The sequence below is a fragment of the Paractinoplanes deccanensis genome, assembly GCF_016862115.1.
Classification (GTDB): domain Bacteria; phylum Actinomycetota; class Actinomycetes; order Mycobacteriales; family Micromonosporaceae; genus Actinoplanes; species Actinoplanes deccanensis.
Genome location: NZ_BOMI01000010.1, coordinates 1 through 16,126, shown reverse-complemented (window position 1 = coordinate 16,126; position 16,126 = coordinate 1). Strand labels below are relative to the sequence as shown.

Here is a 16,126-nt window from a genome sequence, read left to right as displayed (position 1 = left end):
TCGCACGACCTCGAAGTGAGGAGTGCAGTGCCAGGAAAGGCCCGCGTACACGAGCTCGCGAAGGAGCTCGGGGTCGACAGCAAGACCGTTCTCGCCAAGCTCAAGGAGATGGGCGAGTTCGTTAAGTCCGCATCCAGCACCGTCGAGGCCCCGGTGGCCCGGCGACTGCGTGGCGCCCTCGAGGCAGGTTCCGCTCCCGCGGCGCCCGCCCCGTCCGCGCCCGCTGCCAGTGCTGCGCCCAGCGCGCCGTCCGCGGCTCGCCCGGCTCCGCCCGCAGCGCGCCCCCAGCCGCCCCGCCGGCCCGGTCCCGCGTCGAGCGCGCCCAGCGCCCCGACGTCGCCCGCGCCGTCGCCCGGCCAGTTCGCGCGTCCGAAGCCGCCGGCCGGCCGCCCGGGCCCCACGCCCGGTCCGGTCGCCAAGCCGGCGAGCGCCCACGACATCGAGGTCGCCGCGGCAGAGGCCCGTGCCTCGGCGCTCAAGGCCGAGCAGGAGGCCGCGGTCAAGGCCGCTCAGGCCGCCCGCACCCAGGCCGCCGAGCGCCAGGCGCAGCAGCGCCCGGCCGACGGTGGCGCCGCGCCTCGCGGCCCTCGCCCCGGCCCCGGCGCGGTCCCGCCGCGCCCGGGTTCTCCCGCGGCCGGCCGCACGGCCACGCCGGGCGCCCCGTCCGGCCCGCGCCCCGGCCCGGCCGGTGGCAACACCCCGCGCCCGCCGTCGCGTGGCCCGGGTAACAACCCGTTCGGCGTCTCCGGTGGCAACGCGCCCCGTCCGTCGCCCGCCTCGATGCCCCGGCCCAACCAGCCGGGCATGCCGCCGCGGCCGAGCCCTGCCTCGATGCCGCCGCGGCCCAGCCCCGCCTCCATGCCCGCGCAGCGTCCCGCCGGTCCCCGTCCGGGCCCCGGTGGCGGCGGCCGTGGCGGTCCCGGCGGCGGTGGCGGCGGCCGTGGCGGTGCCGGTGGCGGCTTCCGTCCCGGTGGCGGCGGCGGTGCCGGTGGCGGCTTCCGTCCCGGCGGTGGCGGCGGCGGTGGCGGTGGCTACCGCGGCGGTCCCGGTGGCGGCGGCGGTGGCGGTGGCTACCGCGGTGGCCCCGGTGGCGGTGGCGGCGGCGCTCCGGCCGGTGCCGGCGCTCCGGGCCGTCCCGGCGGCGGCGGCCGCGGTCGTGGCGGCGGTGCCGCGGGTGCCTTCGGGCGTCCGGGTGGCCGGCCGACCCGTGGCCGCAAGTCGAAGAAGCAGCGGCGTCAAGAGTTCGACAACCTGTCCGCTCCGCAGATGAGCTCCGGCGCTCCGCGGGGCAACGGGCAGGAGATCCGGCTCTCCCGCGGCGCGTCGCTCTCCGACTTCGCCGACAAGATCAACGCGAACCCCGGCTCGCTGGTCCAGGAGATGTTCAACCTGGGCGAGATGGTGACGGCGACGCAGTCGTGCTCCGACGACACGCTGCTGCTGCTCGGCGAGCACCTGGGCTTCAACGTGCAGATCGTCAGCCCCGAGGACGAGGACCGTGAGCTGCTCGCGCAGTTCAACATCGACCTCGACGCCGAGGTGGCGGAGGACCGCCTGGTCACCCGTCCGCCGGTCGTGACCGTCATGGGTCACGTCGACCACGGTAAGACGAAGCTGCTCGACGCCATCCGCAAGACCAACGTGGTCGCCGGCGAGGCGGGTGGCATCACCCAGCACATCGGCGCCTACCAGGTCCACTACGACCACAACGGCGAGGACCGGGCGATCACCTTCCTCGACACCCCGGGTCACGAGGCGTTCACCGCCATGCGTGCCCGTGGTGCCCAGGTGACCGACATCGTGATCCTGGTCGTCGCGGCCGACGACGGCGTCATGCCGCAGACGGTCGAGGCGCTCAACCACGCCAAGGCGGCCGAGGTGCCGATCGTGGTCGCGGTCAACAAGGTCGACAAGCCGGACGCCAACCCCGAGAAGGTGCGCCAGCAGCTGGCCGACTACGGCCTGCTCGCCGAGGAGTACGGCGGCGACACGATGTTCGTCAACGTCGCTGCCAAGCCCGGCATCGGCATCGACGACCTGCTCGAGGCGGTCCTGCTGACCGCCGACGCCTCGCTGGAGCTGACCGCTCCGGTCGACGGCTCGGCGCAGGGCGCGATCGTCGAGTCGCACCTCGACAAGGGCCGTGGTGCGGTCGCGACCGTCCTGGTCCAGAAGGGCACGCTGCGGGCCGGCGACTCGATCGTGGCGGGCGGCGCGCACGGCCGCGTCCGCGCCATGCTCGACGAGAACGGCCAGCAGGTGGCCGAGGCGCTGCCGGCTCGCCCGGTGCTGGTCCTCGGTCTCACCTCGGTGCCGGGCGCGGGCGACACGTTCCTCGCCGGCGAGGACGACCGCACGGTCCGGCAGATCGCCGAGCAGCGGCAGGCCCGCCGTCGTGCGGCCAGCTTCGCCAACTCGTCGACCAAGGCGACCCTCGAGACGCTCATGGAGCAGCTCAAGGAGGGCGAGAAGACCTCGCTCACCCTGGTCATCAAGGGCGACTCGTCCGGTTCGGTCGAGGCCCTCGAGGACGCGCTGTTCAAGATCGAGATTCCGGACGAGATCCAGCTCAAGGTCATCCACCGCGGCGTCGGTGCGATCACCGAGAGCGACGTGAACCTGGCGAGCGCCTCCTCCGAGGCGACCGCCACGATCATCGGCTTCAACGTCCGGGCCTCGAACAAGGTCAAGGAGATGGCCGACCGGGCGAACGTGGAGATCCGCTACTACAGCGTGATCTACCAGGCCATCGAGGAGATCGAGGCCGCGCTCAAGGGCCTGCTCAAGCCGGAGTACGAGGAGGTCGAGCAGGGCACGGCGGAGATCCGCGAGGTCTTCCGCTCGTCCAAGATCGGTCTCATCGCCGGCTGTATGGTCCGCTCCGGTCTCATCCGCCGCAACGCCAAGGCCCGCGTCCTGCGGGACGGCGTCGTGGTGGCCGAGAACGTCACGATCAGCTCGCTGCGCCGCTTCAAGGACGACGCGACCGAGGTCCGCGAGGGCTTCGAGTGTGGTCTGACCCTGAGCGGCTTCGGCACCCCGCAGGTCGGCGACGTGATCGAGACCTTCGAGATGCGCGAGAAGCCGCGAGTCTGATAGATCGGCGGTAAGGACGGCCCCTGCGCTCAGGCGCGGGGGCCGTTCTGCTGAAATGGCACCCATGTCCCGGTACGCCCTGCTCCTCGCTCCCTCCGCCAATCGCGTCTACGCCGATCAGGCCTCTCGGCTTGCCCGCGCCGAGCTCGCCGCCTTCGGGCCGGTGCTTTCGTCCGAGATCTCGGACCTCGACGTGACCCTGCTCGGCGGAGTGGAGTACCTGACCTTCTCCGGGACCCTCGGCGCGCGGGACATCGCGTATTTGTCGAACCTGTCGTCGGCGTACGCGCTGTTCGAGCAGGTCGACGATCTGCTGCGGCCGTTGGAGCTGACGCCGCTGGCCCGCTACGACAGTGACCTGATCACCATCCCGAAGTACGCCGGCAAGACCAACGAGCAGTTCACCAAGCTCGTGCTCAACCTCACCCTGCTCGCCTCGGCCTCGGCCGGCCGCATGCTCGACGGGCACCTGACCGTGCTCGACCCGCTCTGCGGCCGCGGGACGACCCTCAACCAGGCGCTCATGTACGGCTACGACGGCGTCGGCGTGGAGATCGACGGCAAGGACGTCGAGGCGTACAAGCTGTTCCTCCAGACCTGGCTCAAGCGCAAGCGCCTCAAGCACACCGCCGAGCTCGTGCCGGTGCGGCGGCAGGGCAAGCGGGCCGCGCGCCGGCTGGAGGTGACGCTGGCGGCCAGCAAGGACGACCACAGGGCCGGCGCCGTGCAAAAGGTCACCGTCGTGCAGGCGGACACCACGCAGCTCGAGGGCCTGCTGCGCGGCGGGGTCGCCGACGTGCTGGTCGCCGACCTGCCGTACGGGATCGCGCACGGCAGCCACGACGAGGGCGGCATCTCGCGGCGGCCGCTGGACCTGCTGGAACGCGCCGTGCCGCAGTGGCTGCCGCTGCTGCGCCCGGGCGGGGCGGTCGGCCTGTCCTGGAACACCAAGGTCGCCAGGCGCGAGCTGGCCGAGGACATCCTGCTCGCCAACGGGCTGGAGATCGTGCCCCAGCTGCCCCTGGAGCACCGGGTGGACCAGGGCATCGAACGGGATGTGCTGGTGGCTCGCAAAACCCGGTGAGAAGTGTCGTACCCCGGCGGTAGCCTTCCCGCTGATGTATACCGAAACCGCAGTGTTCGACCTGCTCCTGCCCGGCGACTCCCGCTCGCTCAAGCAGAAGCGCTCCTACGTCCGCCCGATCCTCGCGATGCTGAAGAAATACGAGGTCAGCGCCGCCGAGGTGGGCTTTCACGACCTGCACGGGCGGGCGCTGCTCGGGGTGGCGGTGGTCGCCGCCGAGCCCGCGCAGGCGCGTGCCGTCATCGACACCTGTGAGCACCAGGTCGCGGGCCGCCCCGAGATCGAGCTCCTGTCCGTCAAGCGCCGTCTCTACGGGGAGGACGACTAGTTCAGCCTTCCCCCTGGGTGGGTAGGCTTCAGCAGTTGGGCGGGGGCGGTTCGGACCCGCGGAAGCACAGTCGGAGGTGGGCGATATGTCGGACCCGGCCAAGACGCGCCGTCATGCTGAGCGCGTACGGGAGCTGGTGGCATCGCTGGTACGTGAGATCAAAGATCCCCGGCTCGGCATGGTGACCATCACGGACGCGCGGATCACCGGCGATCTGCGCGAGGCGACCGTCTACTACACGGTGCTCGGCGACCCGACCGAGCAGGCGGCCACCAAGGCGGCTCTGGAGAGCGCGAAGGGCATGCTGCGCAGTCGCGTCGGCCACGCCCTGGGCCTGCGCCACTCGCCGAGCCTCACGTTCGTGCTCGACAACGTGCAAGACCACGCCAAGGAGATCGACGAGCTGCTCGCCGAGGCGCGCCTGCGCGACCAGGAGGTGCAGCGGCTCGCCGCCGGCAAGCAGTACGCGGGCGACCCCGACCCCTACCGCTCGGACGACGACGAGGACGAGGACGACACCGAGCGGGTCGGTGCCCGCGAGGACCAAGGGTGACTGCGGTTTCCAGCATCCCCGGGGGCATGGCCCCCGGGGGCGTGCCCCGGCCGGCCTCCGCGTGGTCCTTCGGCGGTGCCGCGCCCGTCTCCGACGGTCTCGACCGCGCCCCGGCCGTGATCGGCGGGGTGGCCGACCTCGAGTGGGCCGCCGCGGTCGACGCGATCCGCGCGCTCGGCCCCGACGACGAGGTCCAGCTCATCTGCCACGTCAACCCCGACGGTGACGCGCTCGGCAGCATGCTCGGCTTCGCGCTCGGGCTGCGCCGGCTCGGCCTCACCCGCCTGCGGGCCACCTTCCCCGGCGACTTCGACGTCCCCGAGCCCTACAAGGGCCTGCCCGGCAGCGACCTGCTCGTGCCCGAGCACGAGGCCTACCGCGCGCCGGCCCTGGTCCTGATCTTCGACGTGGCCGCGGAGTCGCGGCTCGGCGCCCTGGTCGAGCTGCTGCCCGTCGCGCCGGTCGTGATCGTGCTCGACCACCACGCCTCCAACACCGGCTTCGGCGGCATCAACCTGGTCGCCCCGCGCGCCGCCGCGACCTCGGTGGTCGCCGAGGCCCTGCTGACCCGGCTGGGCGTGCCGCTCGACGCCGAGATCGCCGAGTGCCTCTACGTGGCGCTGTCGACCGATACCGGCTCGTTCAAGTTCGACCTGACCACGCCCGAGGTGCACGAGCTCGCCGCCCGCCTGATCGCTACCGGCATCAGCCCCGCCGAGATCTCCCGGCGCATCTTCGACACGCGTCCCTTCGGTGCTATGAAGCTCTCCGGCGAGGTGCTGGGCCGGGCCCGGCTCGACGCCGGCGCCGCGGGCGGGCGCGGCCTGGTCTGGACCTGGGCGACCCAGGCCGACCTGGAAAGGCACGCCCAGAAGCCGTACGTGCTGGAGTCTTTGATCGACCCCGTGCGCAGCGTCGCCGAGGCGGACGTGGCGGTGCTCGTCAAGGAGATGAAGGCGGGGGAGTGGGCCGTGTCGCTGCGCTCGAAGGGCGCGGTCGACGTCAGCAAGGTCGCGGTGGCCCTGGGCGGCGGCGGTCATCGCCTCGCGGCGGGGTTCACCGGCCACGGCAGCCCCGAAGAGGTCGTCCAGCAGGTCAAGGACCTGCTCGAGGGCGCGCTCACGCAATAGGCAGTTCCGGGCCCCGGGCCGGTGTCGCTTCGGCGACGCCGGCCCTTTTGTTTGTCCCGCTGGATGGGAACGGCGCCTCACTTCCCGGACCTGAACGATAGTTTGGGACCTGAACGGTGATTTGGTTTTGCGCGGTCGTGACCACTGCCCGCCGCGGAACCTCGAGCCACCCGGGCCCACCCGCCCGGGCAGCGTCGCCCTTGCCAGACGTCCGGCGATCCCGGACCGGCCCTCGCGACGCCCCGCTCGACCGACCTCAGGCGCGCCGTCGCGCCGCGTCTCCACCCACCGTGGAAGGACCACGATCATGGCTGCGAAGCAGAAGCCCCCCGCCACCGACGAAGCCCGCGAGGCCGCGCGCCGCGCCCTGCAGACGTCGATGGACACGCGCCAGTAAGCACCAGCGCCGTTTGCGCTCCTTACGGCTGGGCGGGCATCATGACAAACCATGAGCCCGCCTGCCCAGCCCTCTCCCGCCTCGGCGCGACGGATCGCCGCGCTGGCCCTGCCGGCGCTCGTCGTGCTCGCGGCGGAGCCGCTCTACGTGCTGGTCGACACGGCGGTCGTGGGACACCTCGGCGCCGTGCCCCTCGCCGCGGTGGCTGTCAGCGGCAGCGTGATGTCGGTGGCCGCCTGGTTCGGCGCGCTCATGGCGTACGGGACCACCGGCCGCGCCGCCCGCAGGTTCGGCGCCGGTGACCGTGCCGCCGCGGTAGCCGAAGGGGTCCAGGCCTCCTGGCTCGCGCTCGCGCTGGGCGCCCTGCTCGTCCTGCTGGCCCAGATCGGCGCCGGCCCGCTCGTGCACGCCCTGGCCGGCGACCCCGAGACCGCCGACGCCGCCGCCCACTGGCTGCGGATCGCGTCGCTCGGCATCCCCGGCCTGCTGCTCGCCGCCGCCGGTAACGGCTGGATGCGCGGAGTCCAGGACACGAGGCGCCCGCTCCTCTACGTCCTCGGCGCGAACGTCCTCTCCGCGGTGCTCTGCCCGCTGCTCGTCTATCCGGCCGGCTGGGGACTGAACGGCTCCGCGGTGGCCAACGTCGCCGCACAGACCGTCTCCGGCGGCCTCTTCGTCGCCGCGCTCGTCCGCGAGACCCGCGCGCTGCGCCCCGTCCCGCAGGTCATCGTCCAGCAGGTGGTGCTCGGCCGGGACCTGCTGATCCGCGGCGCCTCCTTCCAGGTCTGCTTCCTGTCGGCCACGGCGGTCGCCAGCCGCTTCGGGGTGGCCGCGGTCGGCGCCCACCAGATCGCGCTGCAGCTGTGGTTCTTCAGCGCGCTCGCGCTGGACGCGGTGGCGATCGCCGCCCAGTCGCTGGTCGGCGCGGCCCTGGGCGCGGAGGACGCGAAGACGGCCCAGGACATCGCCAGGCGCGTCACGATCGCCGGCGCCCTGGCCGGCGTGGCCTTCGCCGCCCTGGCGGCGGCCGGCGCGGGCGTGATCCCCGGCTGGTTCACCTCGGATCCGGCGGTGCACGACCAGGCCGCGATCGTCTGGCCCTGGTTCATCGCGCTGATGCCCTTCGCCGGCATCGTCTACGCCCTCGACGGCGTCCTGATCGGCGCCGGCGACGTCCGCTTCCTCCGCAACATCACCCTGGCCGCCACCCTGCTCGGCTTCCTGCCGGCCATCTGGATCGCCTACTGGCTCGACCTCGGCCTCGGCGGCGTGTGGGCCGGCCTCGCCCTGCTGATCGGCATCCGCTTCGCGGGCACGGTGTGGCGCTGGCGCTCGGCCCGCTGGGCAGTGGTCGGCGCGGAGCTCAAGGCGGCCCAGGCCGGCTGACGGCGGAGCGCGCGACGGGCTGGGAGCGGAGCGCCCGCGGCCGGACCCTAAGGTGGTCGGGTGAGTGCCGACGGACTGATTGTGGTGGACAAGCCCGCGGGGATGACCTCGCACGACGTGGTCAGCCGGATCCGGCGGCTGGCGAAGACGCGGCGGGTGGGGCACGGCGGGACGCTCGACCCGATGGCGACCGGCGTGCTGATCATCGGGGTCAATCGGGCCACGCGGCTGCTCACGTACGTGATCGGGTCGGAGAAGAGCTACTCCGCGACGATTCGGCTCGGGCAGTCGACGATCACCGACGACGCCGAGGGCGAGATCACGGCGACCGTGCCGGCGGGCGGTGTGACCGACGACGCGATCCGGGACGGGCTGGCCCGGCAGCGGGGCGAGATCGATCAGGTGCCCAGCGCGGTGAGCGCCATCAAGATCAACGGCCAGCGCGCGTACAAGCGGGTCCGTGAGGGCGAGGAGGTCGAGCTGCCGGCGCGGCGGGTGACGATCTCGCGGCTCGACGTGCCGGCCATCCGGCGGGTGGGCGACTTCGTCGACGTGGACGTGGAGGTCACCTGCTCCTCGGGCACGTACATCCGGTCGATCGCGCGGGACCTCGGTGCGGCGCTCGGCGTCGGGGGGCACCTCACCGCGCTGCGGCGCACCGCCGTGGGTGGCATGACGCTCGACGAGGCGCTCACCCTCGACCAACTCGCCGAGCGGGAGCCCGACGTCGTCACGCTCCCGATGTCCGAGGCCGCCCGGCAGGCGTTCCTGCAGCGTGAGGCCACCCCCGACGAGGCGCGCGTGCTCAGCCACGGCGGCCCGCTCGCCCCGGTCGGCATCGCGGGGCCGTACGCCGTCTTCGCCCCGAACGGTGACGTGCTCGCCATCGTCTCCGAGCGGGAGGGCCGCGCCCGCGCCGAGATCGTCCTGGCTCCGGCGTGACGCGTCACGCCTGATACGCCCGGGCCGGGGCGGGGCGCCGAGCCCGATACGCTGAGTACCGCTAACGGGCGAACACCGAAGGGGTGCGCGGACATGCAGCGGTGGCGGGGCTTCGAGTCGGTTCCGGGTGGCTGGGGCCGGTCGGTCGTCACGATCGGCGTCTTCGACGGGGTGCACCGCGGCCACCAGGCGATCATCGGGCACGCCGTGAAGCGCGCCCGCGATCTCGGGCTCCAGTCCGTCGTGGTGACCTTCGACCCGCACCCGGCCGAGGTGGTGCGGCCCGGGTCGCATCCGGCCGTGCTGACCGAGCCGGTGCGCAAGGCCGAGCTGATCGAGGAGCTGGGCGTGGACGCGCTCTGCGTGGTCCCGTTCACCAAGGCGTTCTCGCAGCTGTCGCCCGAGGCGTTCGTCCATGACGTGCTGGTCGAGTCGCTGCACGCGGCGGTCGTGGTGGTCGGCGACAACTTCCGGTTCGGGCACAAGGCGGCCGGTGACGTGGCCCTGCTCGACCGGCTCGGCACGTCGTTCGGCTACACCGTCGAGGACGCTCCGCTCGTCTCCGAGGACGGGCTGGTCTTCTCGTCGACCTACATCCGCAGCTGTGTCGACGCCGGCGATGTCCGCGCGGCCGCCGACGCCCTCGGCCGGCCGCACCAGGTCACCGGGGTTGTGGTCCGGGGCGATCAGCGCGGGCGCGAGCTCGGCTTCCCGACCGCCAACCTCATGACTCATCGGTACGCGGCGATTCCGGCCGACGGGGTGTACGCCGCCTGGTTCCTGCGGGGCGACGGCACGCGCCTGCCCGCCAGCGTCTCAATCGGCACAAATCCCACCTTCGAGGGACGGGAGCGCCGCGTCGAGGCGTACGTGCTCGACTTCGACGGTGATCTCTACGGCGAGCGGGTCAGCCTCGACTTCGTCGCCCACCTGCGCGAACAGCGCACGTACGACGCCATCGAGCCCTTGATCACCCAGATCCGGGAGGACGTGGAAGAGACCCGAGTGTTGCTTCGGTGACTGCCTGGTAGGGTTGACGCGACGCTGGACTACCAGCGAACGGTTCCGCGTGCCTGCCCGACGCCGCGGGTGCGGAGTCCGAGTCACTCGGCAACACAGAAGTTCGGAGAACATGGCGCTCGATCAAGAGACCAAGACCAAGATCATCGACGAGTACAAGGCGCAGGACGGCGACACCGGATCCCCCGAGGTCCAGGTCGCGATGCTGACCAAGCGGATCGCCGACCTCACCGAGCACCTCAAGGTGCACAAGCACGACCACCACAGCCGTCGTGGTCTGCTGCTGCTGGTCGGCCGTCGCCGCCGCCTGCTCAACTACGTTCAGAAGAAGGACATCCAGCGCTACCGGTCGCTCATCGAGCGCCTCGGCCTGCGCCGATAGCCTGACCCCGGGGGAGTGGCCACAGGGCCGCTCCCCCGAGCAATACCCACGGACCCGCGCGGTACGCAGGCAAGCCACCGGTCCTCGGTAGTGGTTCCCAGGCCCCAGTCCTGGGCACTTCGATCGAAGACCGGCAGCCTCCCACCGCGCTGTGTTGACCGCCGGGTCCTCGACGAAGGAGTACCGCACCACATGACAGAGCAGAACACCGCTCTCGGCACCGAATCTCGCACCGCCGTCATCGACAACGGGTCGTTCGGCACCCGCGAGGTGACTTTCTCCACCGGCCGCCTGGCCAAGCAGGCCGCCGGCTCGGTCATCGTCCAGCTGGGCGACACCACCGTTCTCTCCGCGACCACCGCGAGCAAGGCGCCGAAGGAGCACTTCGACTTCTTCCCGCTGACCGTCGACGTCGAGGAGCGGATGTACGCGGCCGGCCGCATCCCCGGCTCGTTCTTCCGCCGCGAGGGCCGCCCCAGCGAGGACGCGATCCTCACCTGCCGCCTGATCGACCGGCCGCTGCGCCCGTCATTCACCAAGGGCCTGCGCAACGAGGTCCAGGTCGTCGAGACCGTCCTCGCGCTCGACCCCGCCCACCCCTACGACGTGGTCGCCATGAACGGCGCCTCCATGTCGACCAAGCTCTCCGGCCTGCCGTTCAGCGGCCCGATCGGCTCGACCCGCGTCGCGCACATCGACGGCCAGTGGGTCGCGTTCCCGACCATCGAGGAGCTCGAGCGGGCCACCTTCGACATGGTCGTCGCGGGACGAGTCGTCGGAGACGGCGACAGCGCCGATGTCGCGATCATGATGGTCGAGGCCGAGGCCACCCCGAACGCGGTCAAGCTGATCGCGGCCGGCGCCACCGCCCCCACCGAGGAGGTCGTGGCGAGCGGTCTCGAGGCCGCCAAGCCCGCCATCCGCGAGCTGTGCCGCGCCCAGAGCGAGCTCGCCGAGGTCGCCGCGAAGCCGGCCGTCGAGTTCCCGGTCTTCCTCGACTACCAGGACGACGTCTTCCAGGCCGTGGCCGAGGCCGTCCGCGAGGAGACCGCCGAGGCGCTCAAGATCGCTGCCAAGCAGGAGCGCGAGGAGGCTCTCGACCTGGTCAAGGCCAAGGCGCACGAGCTTCTCGACGAGCGCTTCGAGGGCCGCGAGAAGGAGATCAGCGCGGCCTTCCGCTCGGTCACCAAGAGCGAGGTCCGTCAGCGCGTGCTGCGCGAGCAGGTTCGCATCGACGGCCGCGGCCCGCGCGACATCCGCCCGCTGAGCGCCCAGGTCGGCGTGCTGCCGCGGGTGCACGGCTCGGCGCTGTTCGAGCGTGGCGAGACGCAGATCCTCGGCGTCAGCACCCTCAACATGCTGCGCATGGAGCAGGCGCTCGACACCCTGGCGCCCGAGAAGTCCAAGCGCTACATGCACAACTACAACTTCCCGCCCTACTCGACCGGTGAGACCGGCCGGGTGGGCTCGCCGAAGCGCCGCGAGATCGGCCACGGCGCGCTGGCCGAGCGGGCGCTCGTGCCCGTGCTGCCGACGCGCGAGGAGTTCCCGTACGCGATCCGCCAGGTCTCCGAGGCGCTGGGCTCGAACGGCTCGACCTCGATGGGCTCGGTCTGCGCCTCGACGCTGTCGCTGCTCAGCGCCGGCGTGCCGCTGAAGGCGCCGGTCGCCGGCATCGCGATGGGCCTCATCTCCGACGAGGTCGACGGCAAGACGCAGTACGTCGCGCTGACCGACATCCTCGGCGCCGAGGACGCGTTCGGCGACATGGACTTCAAGGTCGCCGGCACCAGCGAGTTCGTCACCGCCCTGCAGCTGGACACCAAGCTCGACGGCATCCCGTCGGACGTGCTGGCCGGTGCCCTCCAGCAGGCGCACGACGCCCGCGCCACGATCCTCGAGGTCATGGCCGCCGCCATCAACGCGCCGGCCGAGATGTCGGAGTACGCTCCGCGGGTCACCTCGGTCAAGATCCCGGTCGACAAGATCGGCATGGTCATCGGCCCCAAGGGCCAGACGATCAACGCGATCCAGGACGAGACCGGCGCCGACATCTCCATCGAGGACGACGGCACGATCTACGTCGGCGCGACAAACGGCCCGTCGGCCGAGGCCGCCGTCGAGCGGATCAACGCGATCGCCAACCCGACGCTGCCGAAGGTCGGCGACAAGTTCCTCGGCACCGTGGTCAAGACGGCCGCGTTCGGCGCGTTCATCTCGCTGCTGCCCGGCCGCGACGGCCTGCTGCACATCTCCAAGGTGGGCGACGGCAAGCGGGTCGAGAAGGTCGAGGACTTCCTCAACGTCGGCGACAAGGTCGAGGTCTCGATCGCGGACATCGACCAGCGCGGCAAGATCTACCTCGACAAGGTCCGCCCCGAGGGCGAGGAGGCCCCCGCGGCCGCTCCCGCCGCCTCCGGGTCGGGCGAGGGCCGTCCGGCGCGTGAGCCGCGCGAGCGTGGCGAGGGCGGTGGCGAGCCCCGCCGTCGCCGGCAGCGCTCCGGTGGCGACCGCGGCGAGCGCGGCGGTGACCGTGGCGAGCGCCGCGAGTAACCAGCAGTGACAGCGACATCCCGCGGGTCGGCCGGAAGGCCGGCCCGCGTTTCTACCAAGACCCTGCAGGACGGCGTGAAGCGCACCGTGCTGCCCAGTGGTCTGCGCATCGTCACCGAGGCCATCTCCACCACCCGCAGCGCCTCGCTCGGCATCTGGGTCGGCATCGGTTCGCGTGACGAGACCCCGGCGATGTCCGGCGCCTCCCACTTCCTGGAGCACCTGCTCTTCAAGGGCACCCACAAGCGCACGGCGCTGCAGATCTCGGCCGAGATCGAGGCCGTCGGCGGCGAGACCAACGCCTTCACCACGAAGGAGTACACGTGCTACTACGCACGGGTGCTCGACGCCGACCTGGCGCTCGCGGTGGACGTGATGTGCGACGCGGTCGCCGACTCGATCATCGCGCCGGCGGACGTGGAGACCGAGCGCGGCGTCATCCTCGAAGAGATCGCCATGCACGAGGACGAGCCCGGTGACGAGGTGCACGACATCTTCACCGAGGCGATCTTCGGCGACCACCCGCTGGGCCGCCTCATCTCGGGGACCGAGGAGTCGATCACCCCGATGACCCGGGCCCAGATCAACAGCTTCTACAAGCGGCGCTACACGGCCCCGCACATCGTCATCGCGGCGGCGGGCAACCTCGACCACGCGACAGTCGTACGGCTGGTCCGTAAGGCCCTCGCCGGCACGGCGCTGGACACGTCGCCGGCCGAGCCCGCCGGTCCCCGTACCGGCTCCAAGCGGGTCCCCACCCAGCGTGCCCACACGGTCGTCCGCAACCGCGACACCGAGCAGGCCCACGTCGTGCTCGGCGGGGTGGGCATCGGCCGGCGCGACGACCGCCGCTTCGCCCTGGGCGTGCTCAACAACGTCCTCGGCGGCGGCATGTCGAGCCGGCTCTTCCAGGAGATCCGGGAGAAGCGCGGCCTCGCCTACTCGGTCTACTCGTACGCGAGCCAGTACGCCGACGCCGGGCTCTTCGGCGTCTACGCCGGCTGCGCGCCCGGCAAGGTCGAGGAGGTGCTCGACCTGATCCGCGCCGAGCTCGAGCGCGTCTCCGCCGACGGCGTCAACGCCGAGGAGATCGCCCGCGGCAAGGGCATGGTCAAGGGCGCGTACGTGCTCGGCCTCGAGGACACCGGCTCGCGGATGAGCCGGCTGGCCAAGTCCGAGCTGCTCCACGGCGACCTGATGTCCGTCGACGAGCTGCTCGGCCGGGTCGACGCGGTCACCGCCGACGAGGTCAACGCGATCGCGGCGGACCTGCTGGCCCAGCCGATGTCGCTGGCCGTCGTGGGACCGTTCGACGAGGCCGAGTTCACCGCTCGCTAACCTTGGACCCCGTGACGACGCTGGAGAAGCCGACGCCCACGCCCGAGGTGACACCCGGGCAGCGCCGCCGCCGGATCATCGGCATGCTGATCTGGGCGGCGGCGTTCGTCGGCTTCGTCTCCCTGGTGGGCGTGCCGACCAGCGACCCGCTCACCGCGTTCGGCTGGCTGTGGCTGGCCACGATCGCCTGGCGCAACTACCGGCCGTGGCGCGAGCACCTGCTCTTCCTGCGCGACTGGCTGCCGGTCGTGCTGCTGCTGGTCTTCTACAACGTCTCGCGCGGCTCGGCCGACAAGCTCTTCGCGCCACACGTCCAGTTCATGATCGACGCGGACGAGAAGCTGTTCGGCTGGCTCACCGGCGGCCGCATCCCGACCATCTGGCTCCAGCAGCACCTCTACGACCGCGACCACGTGCCCTGGTGGGAAGTCGTGACCACGCTGGTCTACATCTCCCACTTCCTCGCGGTGCCCACGGTCGCGGTCATCCTGTGGGTGCGCAGCCGCGGGCTCTCGTACCGCTTCATGCGCCGTTGGATCTTCCTCAGCATGGCCGGGCTGATCACGTACTTCCTCTACCCGGCCGCGCCCCCGTGGTGGGCCTCGGACTACGGCTACCTCCCCGAGCGCGTGGTGCGCTTCTCGTCCCGTGGCCTCGACGTGCTCGGCCTGCACGGCGCCGGCAACACCCTCAACGCGCTCCAGGTCGAGCAGTCCAACCCGGTCGCGGCGATGCCGTCCCTGCACACCGCGTACGCGATGCTGGCCGTCGCCTTCTTCCTGCCGATGGTGCGCCGGCGCTGGTGGCCGCTGCTGCTCGCCTACCCGCTGGCGATGACCTTCACGCTCGTCTACACCGGCGAGCACTACGTGATCGACGTGCTGGTGGGCTGGCTGTACGTGGCGATGACCTTCGCCGTCGTCGGGTTCGCGGAACGCTGGTGGAGCAACCGGCGTGGGGCTCGCGGCACACCGATCGAGCCACCGGTTAAGTTGTCGCAGTGACTGAACCGATCCGCGTGGGTGTACTCGGCGCCAAGGGCCGCATGGGCTCGGAGGCGTGCAAGGCCGTGGCGGCGGCCGCCGACCTCGAGCTGGTGGCCGCGATCGGCCGGGGCGACCCGCTCGACGCCGCGGCGGACGCCCAGGTGCTGATCGACCTGACCAACCCCGGCGCGGTGATGGACAACCTGCGCTGGGGCCTCGAACGCGGCATCAGCTTCGTCGTCGGCACCAGCGGCTTCACCGAGCAGCGCCACGAGCAGATCCGCGCCTGGCTCGCCGAGAAGCCGTCGGCCGGCGTGCTGATCGCCCCGAACTTCGGCATCGGCGCGGTCCTGATGATGCAGTTCGCCGCCAAGGCCGCCCGCTACTTCGAATCGGCCGAGATCATCGAGCAGCACCACCCCCGCAAGCTGGACGCCCCGAGCGGCACGGCAACCCACACGGCCCGGCTGATCGCGCAAGCCCGAGCCTCGGCGGGTCTGGGCCCGATGCCGGACGCGACCAAGGAGGAAGTGCCGGGAGCCCGCGGGGCGGACCTGGACGGGGTGCGCGTGCACGCGGTTCGGGCGGCGGGGCTGGTGGCGCACCAGGAGGTGCTCTTCGGCAGCCTGGGGGAGACGCTGACGATCCGGCATGACTCGCTGGACCGGGTCTCGTTCATGCCGGGTGTGCTGCTGGGGGTCCGCAAGGTCCTCGGCCGGCCTGGTCTCACGATCGGCCTGGACAGCTTCCTCGACTGATCGGCTCTCACCCCACACAGCGCCCGCCCTCCCCAGGGGGCCCCCGCCTGGACAGCGTCATTGTCCTGCGCCGTCGCAAGATCGTGCTGGTGGGCTGTGGATAACTGTGGTTGTGGATATCGGGGTGGTCGGCTGGGGCCGCCCTGTGGGGGTTGCGCGGCGGGGGATGGCGT

General features: G+C 71.8%; 13 protein-coding genes. All 13 read left to right on the top strand.

Features of this window, described 5'->3' with window-relative positions:
- The first annotated feature begins 27 nt into the window (after positions 1-27).
- Positions 28-3,096: a translation initiation factor IF-2 gene (gene infB, locus Ade02nite_RS03390; protein ID WP_203760008.1), complete on the top strand. Its 3,069-nt coding sequence runs from the start codon at positions 28-30 to the stop codon at positions 3,094-3,096.
- Positions 3,097-3,160: 64 nt separating this feature from the next.
- The gene (locus Ade02nite_RS03385) at positions 3,161-4,180 is read left to right on the top strand and encodes a TRM11 family SAM-dependent methyltransferase (protein WP_203760007.1); all 1,020 of its coding nucleotides are present in this window, start codon (positions 3,161-3,163) and stop codon (positions 4,178-4,180) included.
- 34 nt (positions 4,181-4,214) lie between these two features.
- On the top strand, positions 4,215-4,508 hold the full coding sequence (locus tag Ade02nite_RS03380; RefSeq protein WP_203760006.1) for a DUF503 domain-containing protein: 294 nt from the start codon (positions 4,215-4,217) through the stop codon (positions 4,506-4,508).
- Positions 4,509-4,593: 85 nt separating this feature from the next.
- Complete coding sequence (rbfA, locus tag Ade02nite_RS03375; protein WP_203760005.1) at positions 4,594-5,061, top strand: 30S ribosome-binding factor RbfA; 468 nt, start codon at positions 4,594-4,596, stop codon at positions 5,059-5,061.
- Positions 5,058-6,191: a DHH family phosphoesterase gene (locus Ade02nite_RS03370; protein ID WP_239168488.1), complete on the top strand. Its 1,134-nt coding sequence runs from the start codon at positions 5,058-5,060 to the stop codon at positions 6,189-6,191. Before rbfA ends, Ade02nite_RS03370 begins: the two co-directional genes overlap by 4 nt.
- Positions 6,192-6,639: 448 nt before the next feature.
- The gene (locus Ade02nite_RS03365; RefSeq protein WP_203760004.1) at positions 6,640-7,974 is read left to right on the top strand and encodes an MATE family efflux transporter; all 1,335 of its coding nucleotides are present in this window, start codon (positions 6,640-6,642) and stop codon (positions 7,972-7,974) included.
- Between the two features lie 60 nt (positions 7,975-8,034).
- Positions 8,035-8,916, top strand: a complete 882-nt coding sequence (gene truB / locus Ade02nite_RS03360; RefSeq protein WP_203760003.1) for a tRNA pseudouridine(55) synthase TruB — start codon at positions 8,035-8,037, stop codon at positions 8,914-8,916.
- Positions 8,917-9,009: 93 nt separating this feature from the next.
- On the top strand, positions 9,010-9,936 hold the full coding sequence (locus Ade02nite_RS03355) for a bifunctional riboflavin kinase/FAD synthetase (protein WP_203760002.1): 927 nt from the start codon (positions 9,010-9,012) through the stop codon (positions 9,934-9,936).
- A gap of 112 nt (positions 9,937-10,048) precedes the next feature.
- A complete protein-coding gene (gene rpsO / locus Ade02nite_RS03350; RefSeq protein WP_026206975.1) occupies positions 10,049-10,318 on the top strand; it encodes a 30S ribosomal protein S15 in 270 nt (89 codons plus the stop codon).
- A gap of 192 nt (positions 10,319-10,510) precedes the next feature.
- Positions 10,511-12,871 carry a polyribonucleotide nucleotidyltransferase gene (locus Ade02nite_RS03345; protein WP_203760001.1) on the top strand — a complete coding sequence of 787 codons (2,361 nt, stop codon included), beginning with the start codon at positions 10,511-10,513 and terminating at the stop codon, positions 12,869-12,871.
- A 6-nt stretch (positions 12,872-12,877) separates the two neighbouring features.
- Complete coding sequence (locus Ade02nite_RS03340) at positions 12,878-14,209, top strand: M16 family metallopeptidase (protein WP_203760000.1); 1,332 nt, start codon at positions 12,878-12,880, stop codon at positions 14,207-14,209.
- An 83-nt stretch (positions 14,210-14,292) separates the two neighbouring features.
- Positions 14,293-15,213 carry a phosphatase PAP2 family protein gene (locus tag Ade02nite_RS03335; protein ID WP_239168491.1) on the top strand — a complete coding sequence of 307 codons (921 nt, stop codon included), beginning with the start codon at positions 14,293-14,295 and terminating at the stop codon, positions 15,211-15,213.
- Positions 15,210-15,953: a 4-hydroxy-tetrahydrodipicolinate reductase gene (gene dapB / locus Ade02nite_RS03330; protein WP_203759998.1), complete on the top strand. Its 744-nt coding sequence runs from the start codon at positions 15,210-15,212 to the stop codon at positions 15,951-15,953. Before Ade02nite_RS03335 ends, dapB begins: the two co-directional genes overlap by 4 nt.
- Positions 15,954-16,126 lie beyond the last annotated feature (173 nt).

Coding starts and splice junctions, on each gene's coding strand:
- Ade02nite_RS03385 (WP_203760007.1), top strand. CDS start 3,161: ATGTCCCGGTACGCCCTGCTCCTCGCTCCCTCCGCCAATCGCGTCTAC.
- Ade02nite_RS03365 (WP_203760004.1), top strand. CDS start 6,640: ATGAGCCCGCCTGCCCAGCCCTCTCCCGCCTCGGCGCGACGGATCGCC.
- Ade02nite_RS03335 (WP_239168491.1), top strand. CDS start 14,293: ATGCTGATCTGGGCGGCGGCGTTCGTCGGCTTCGTCTCCCTGGTGGGC.
- Ade02nite_RS03380 (WP_203760006.1), top strand. CDS start 4,215: ATGTATACCGAAACCGCAGTGTTCGACCTGCTCCTGCCCGGCGACTCC.
- Ade02nite_RS03355 (WP_203760002.1), top strand. CDS start 9,010: ATGCAGCGGTGGCGGGGCTTCGAGTCGGTTCCGGGTGGCTGGGGCCGG.
- rpsO (WP_026206975.1), top strand. CDS start 10,049: ATGGCGCTCGATCAAGAGACCAAGACCAAGATCATCGACGAGTACAAG.
- rbfA (WP_203760005.1), top strand. CDS start 4,594: ATGTCGGACCCGGCCAAGACGCGCCGTCATGCTGAGCGCGTACGGGAG.
- Ade02nite_RS03345 (WP_203760001.1), top strand. CDS start 10,511: ATGACAGAGCAGAACACCGCTCTCGGCACCGAATCTCGCACCGCCGTC.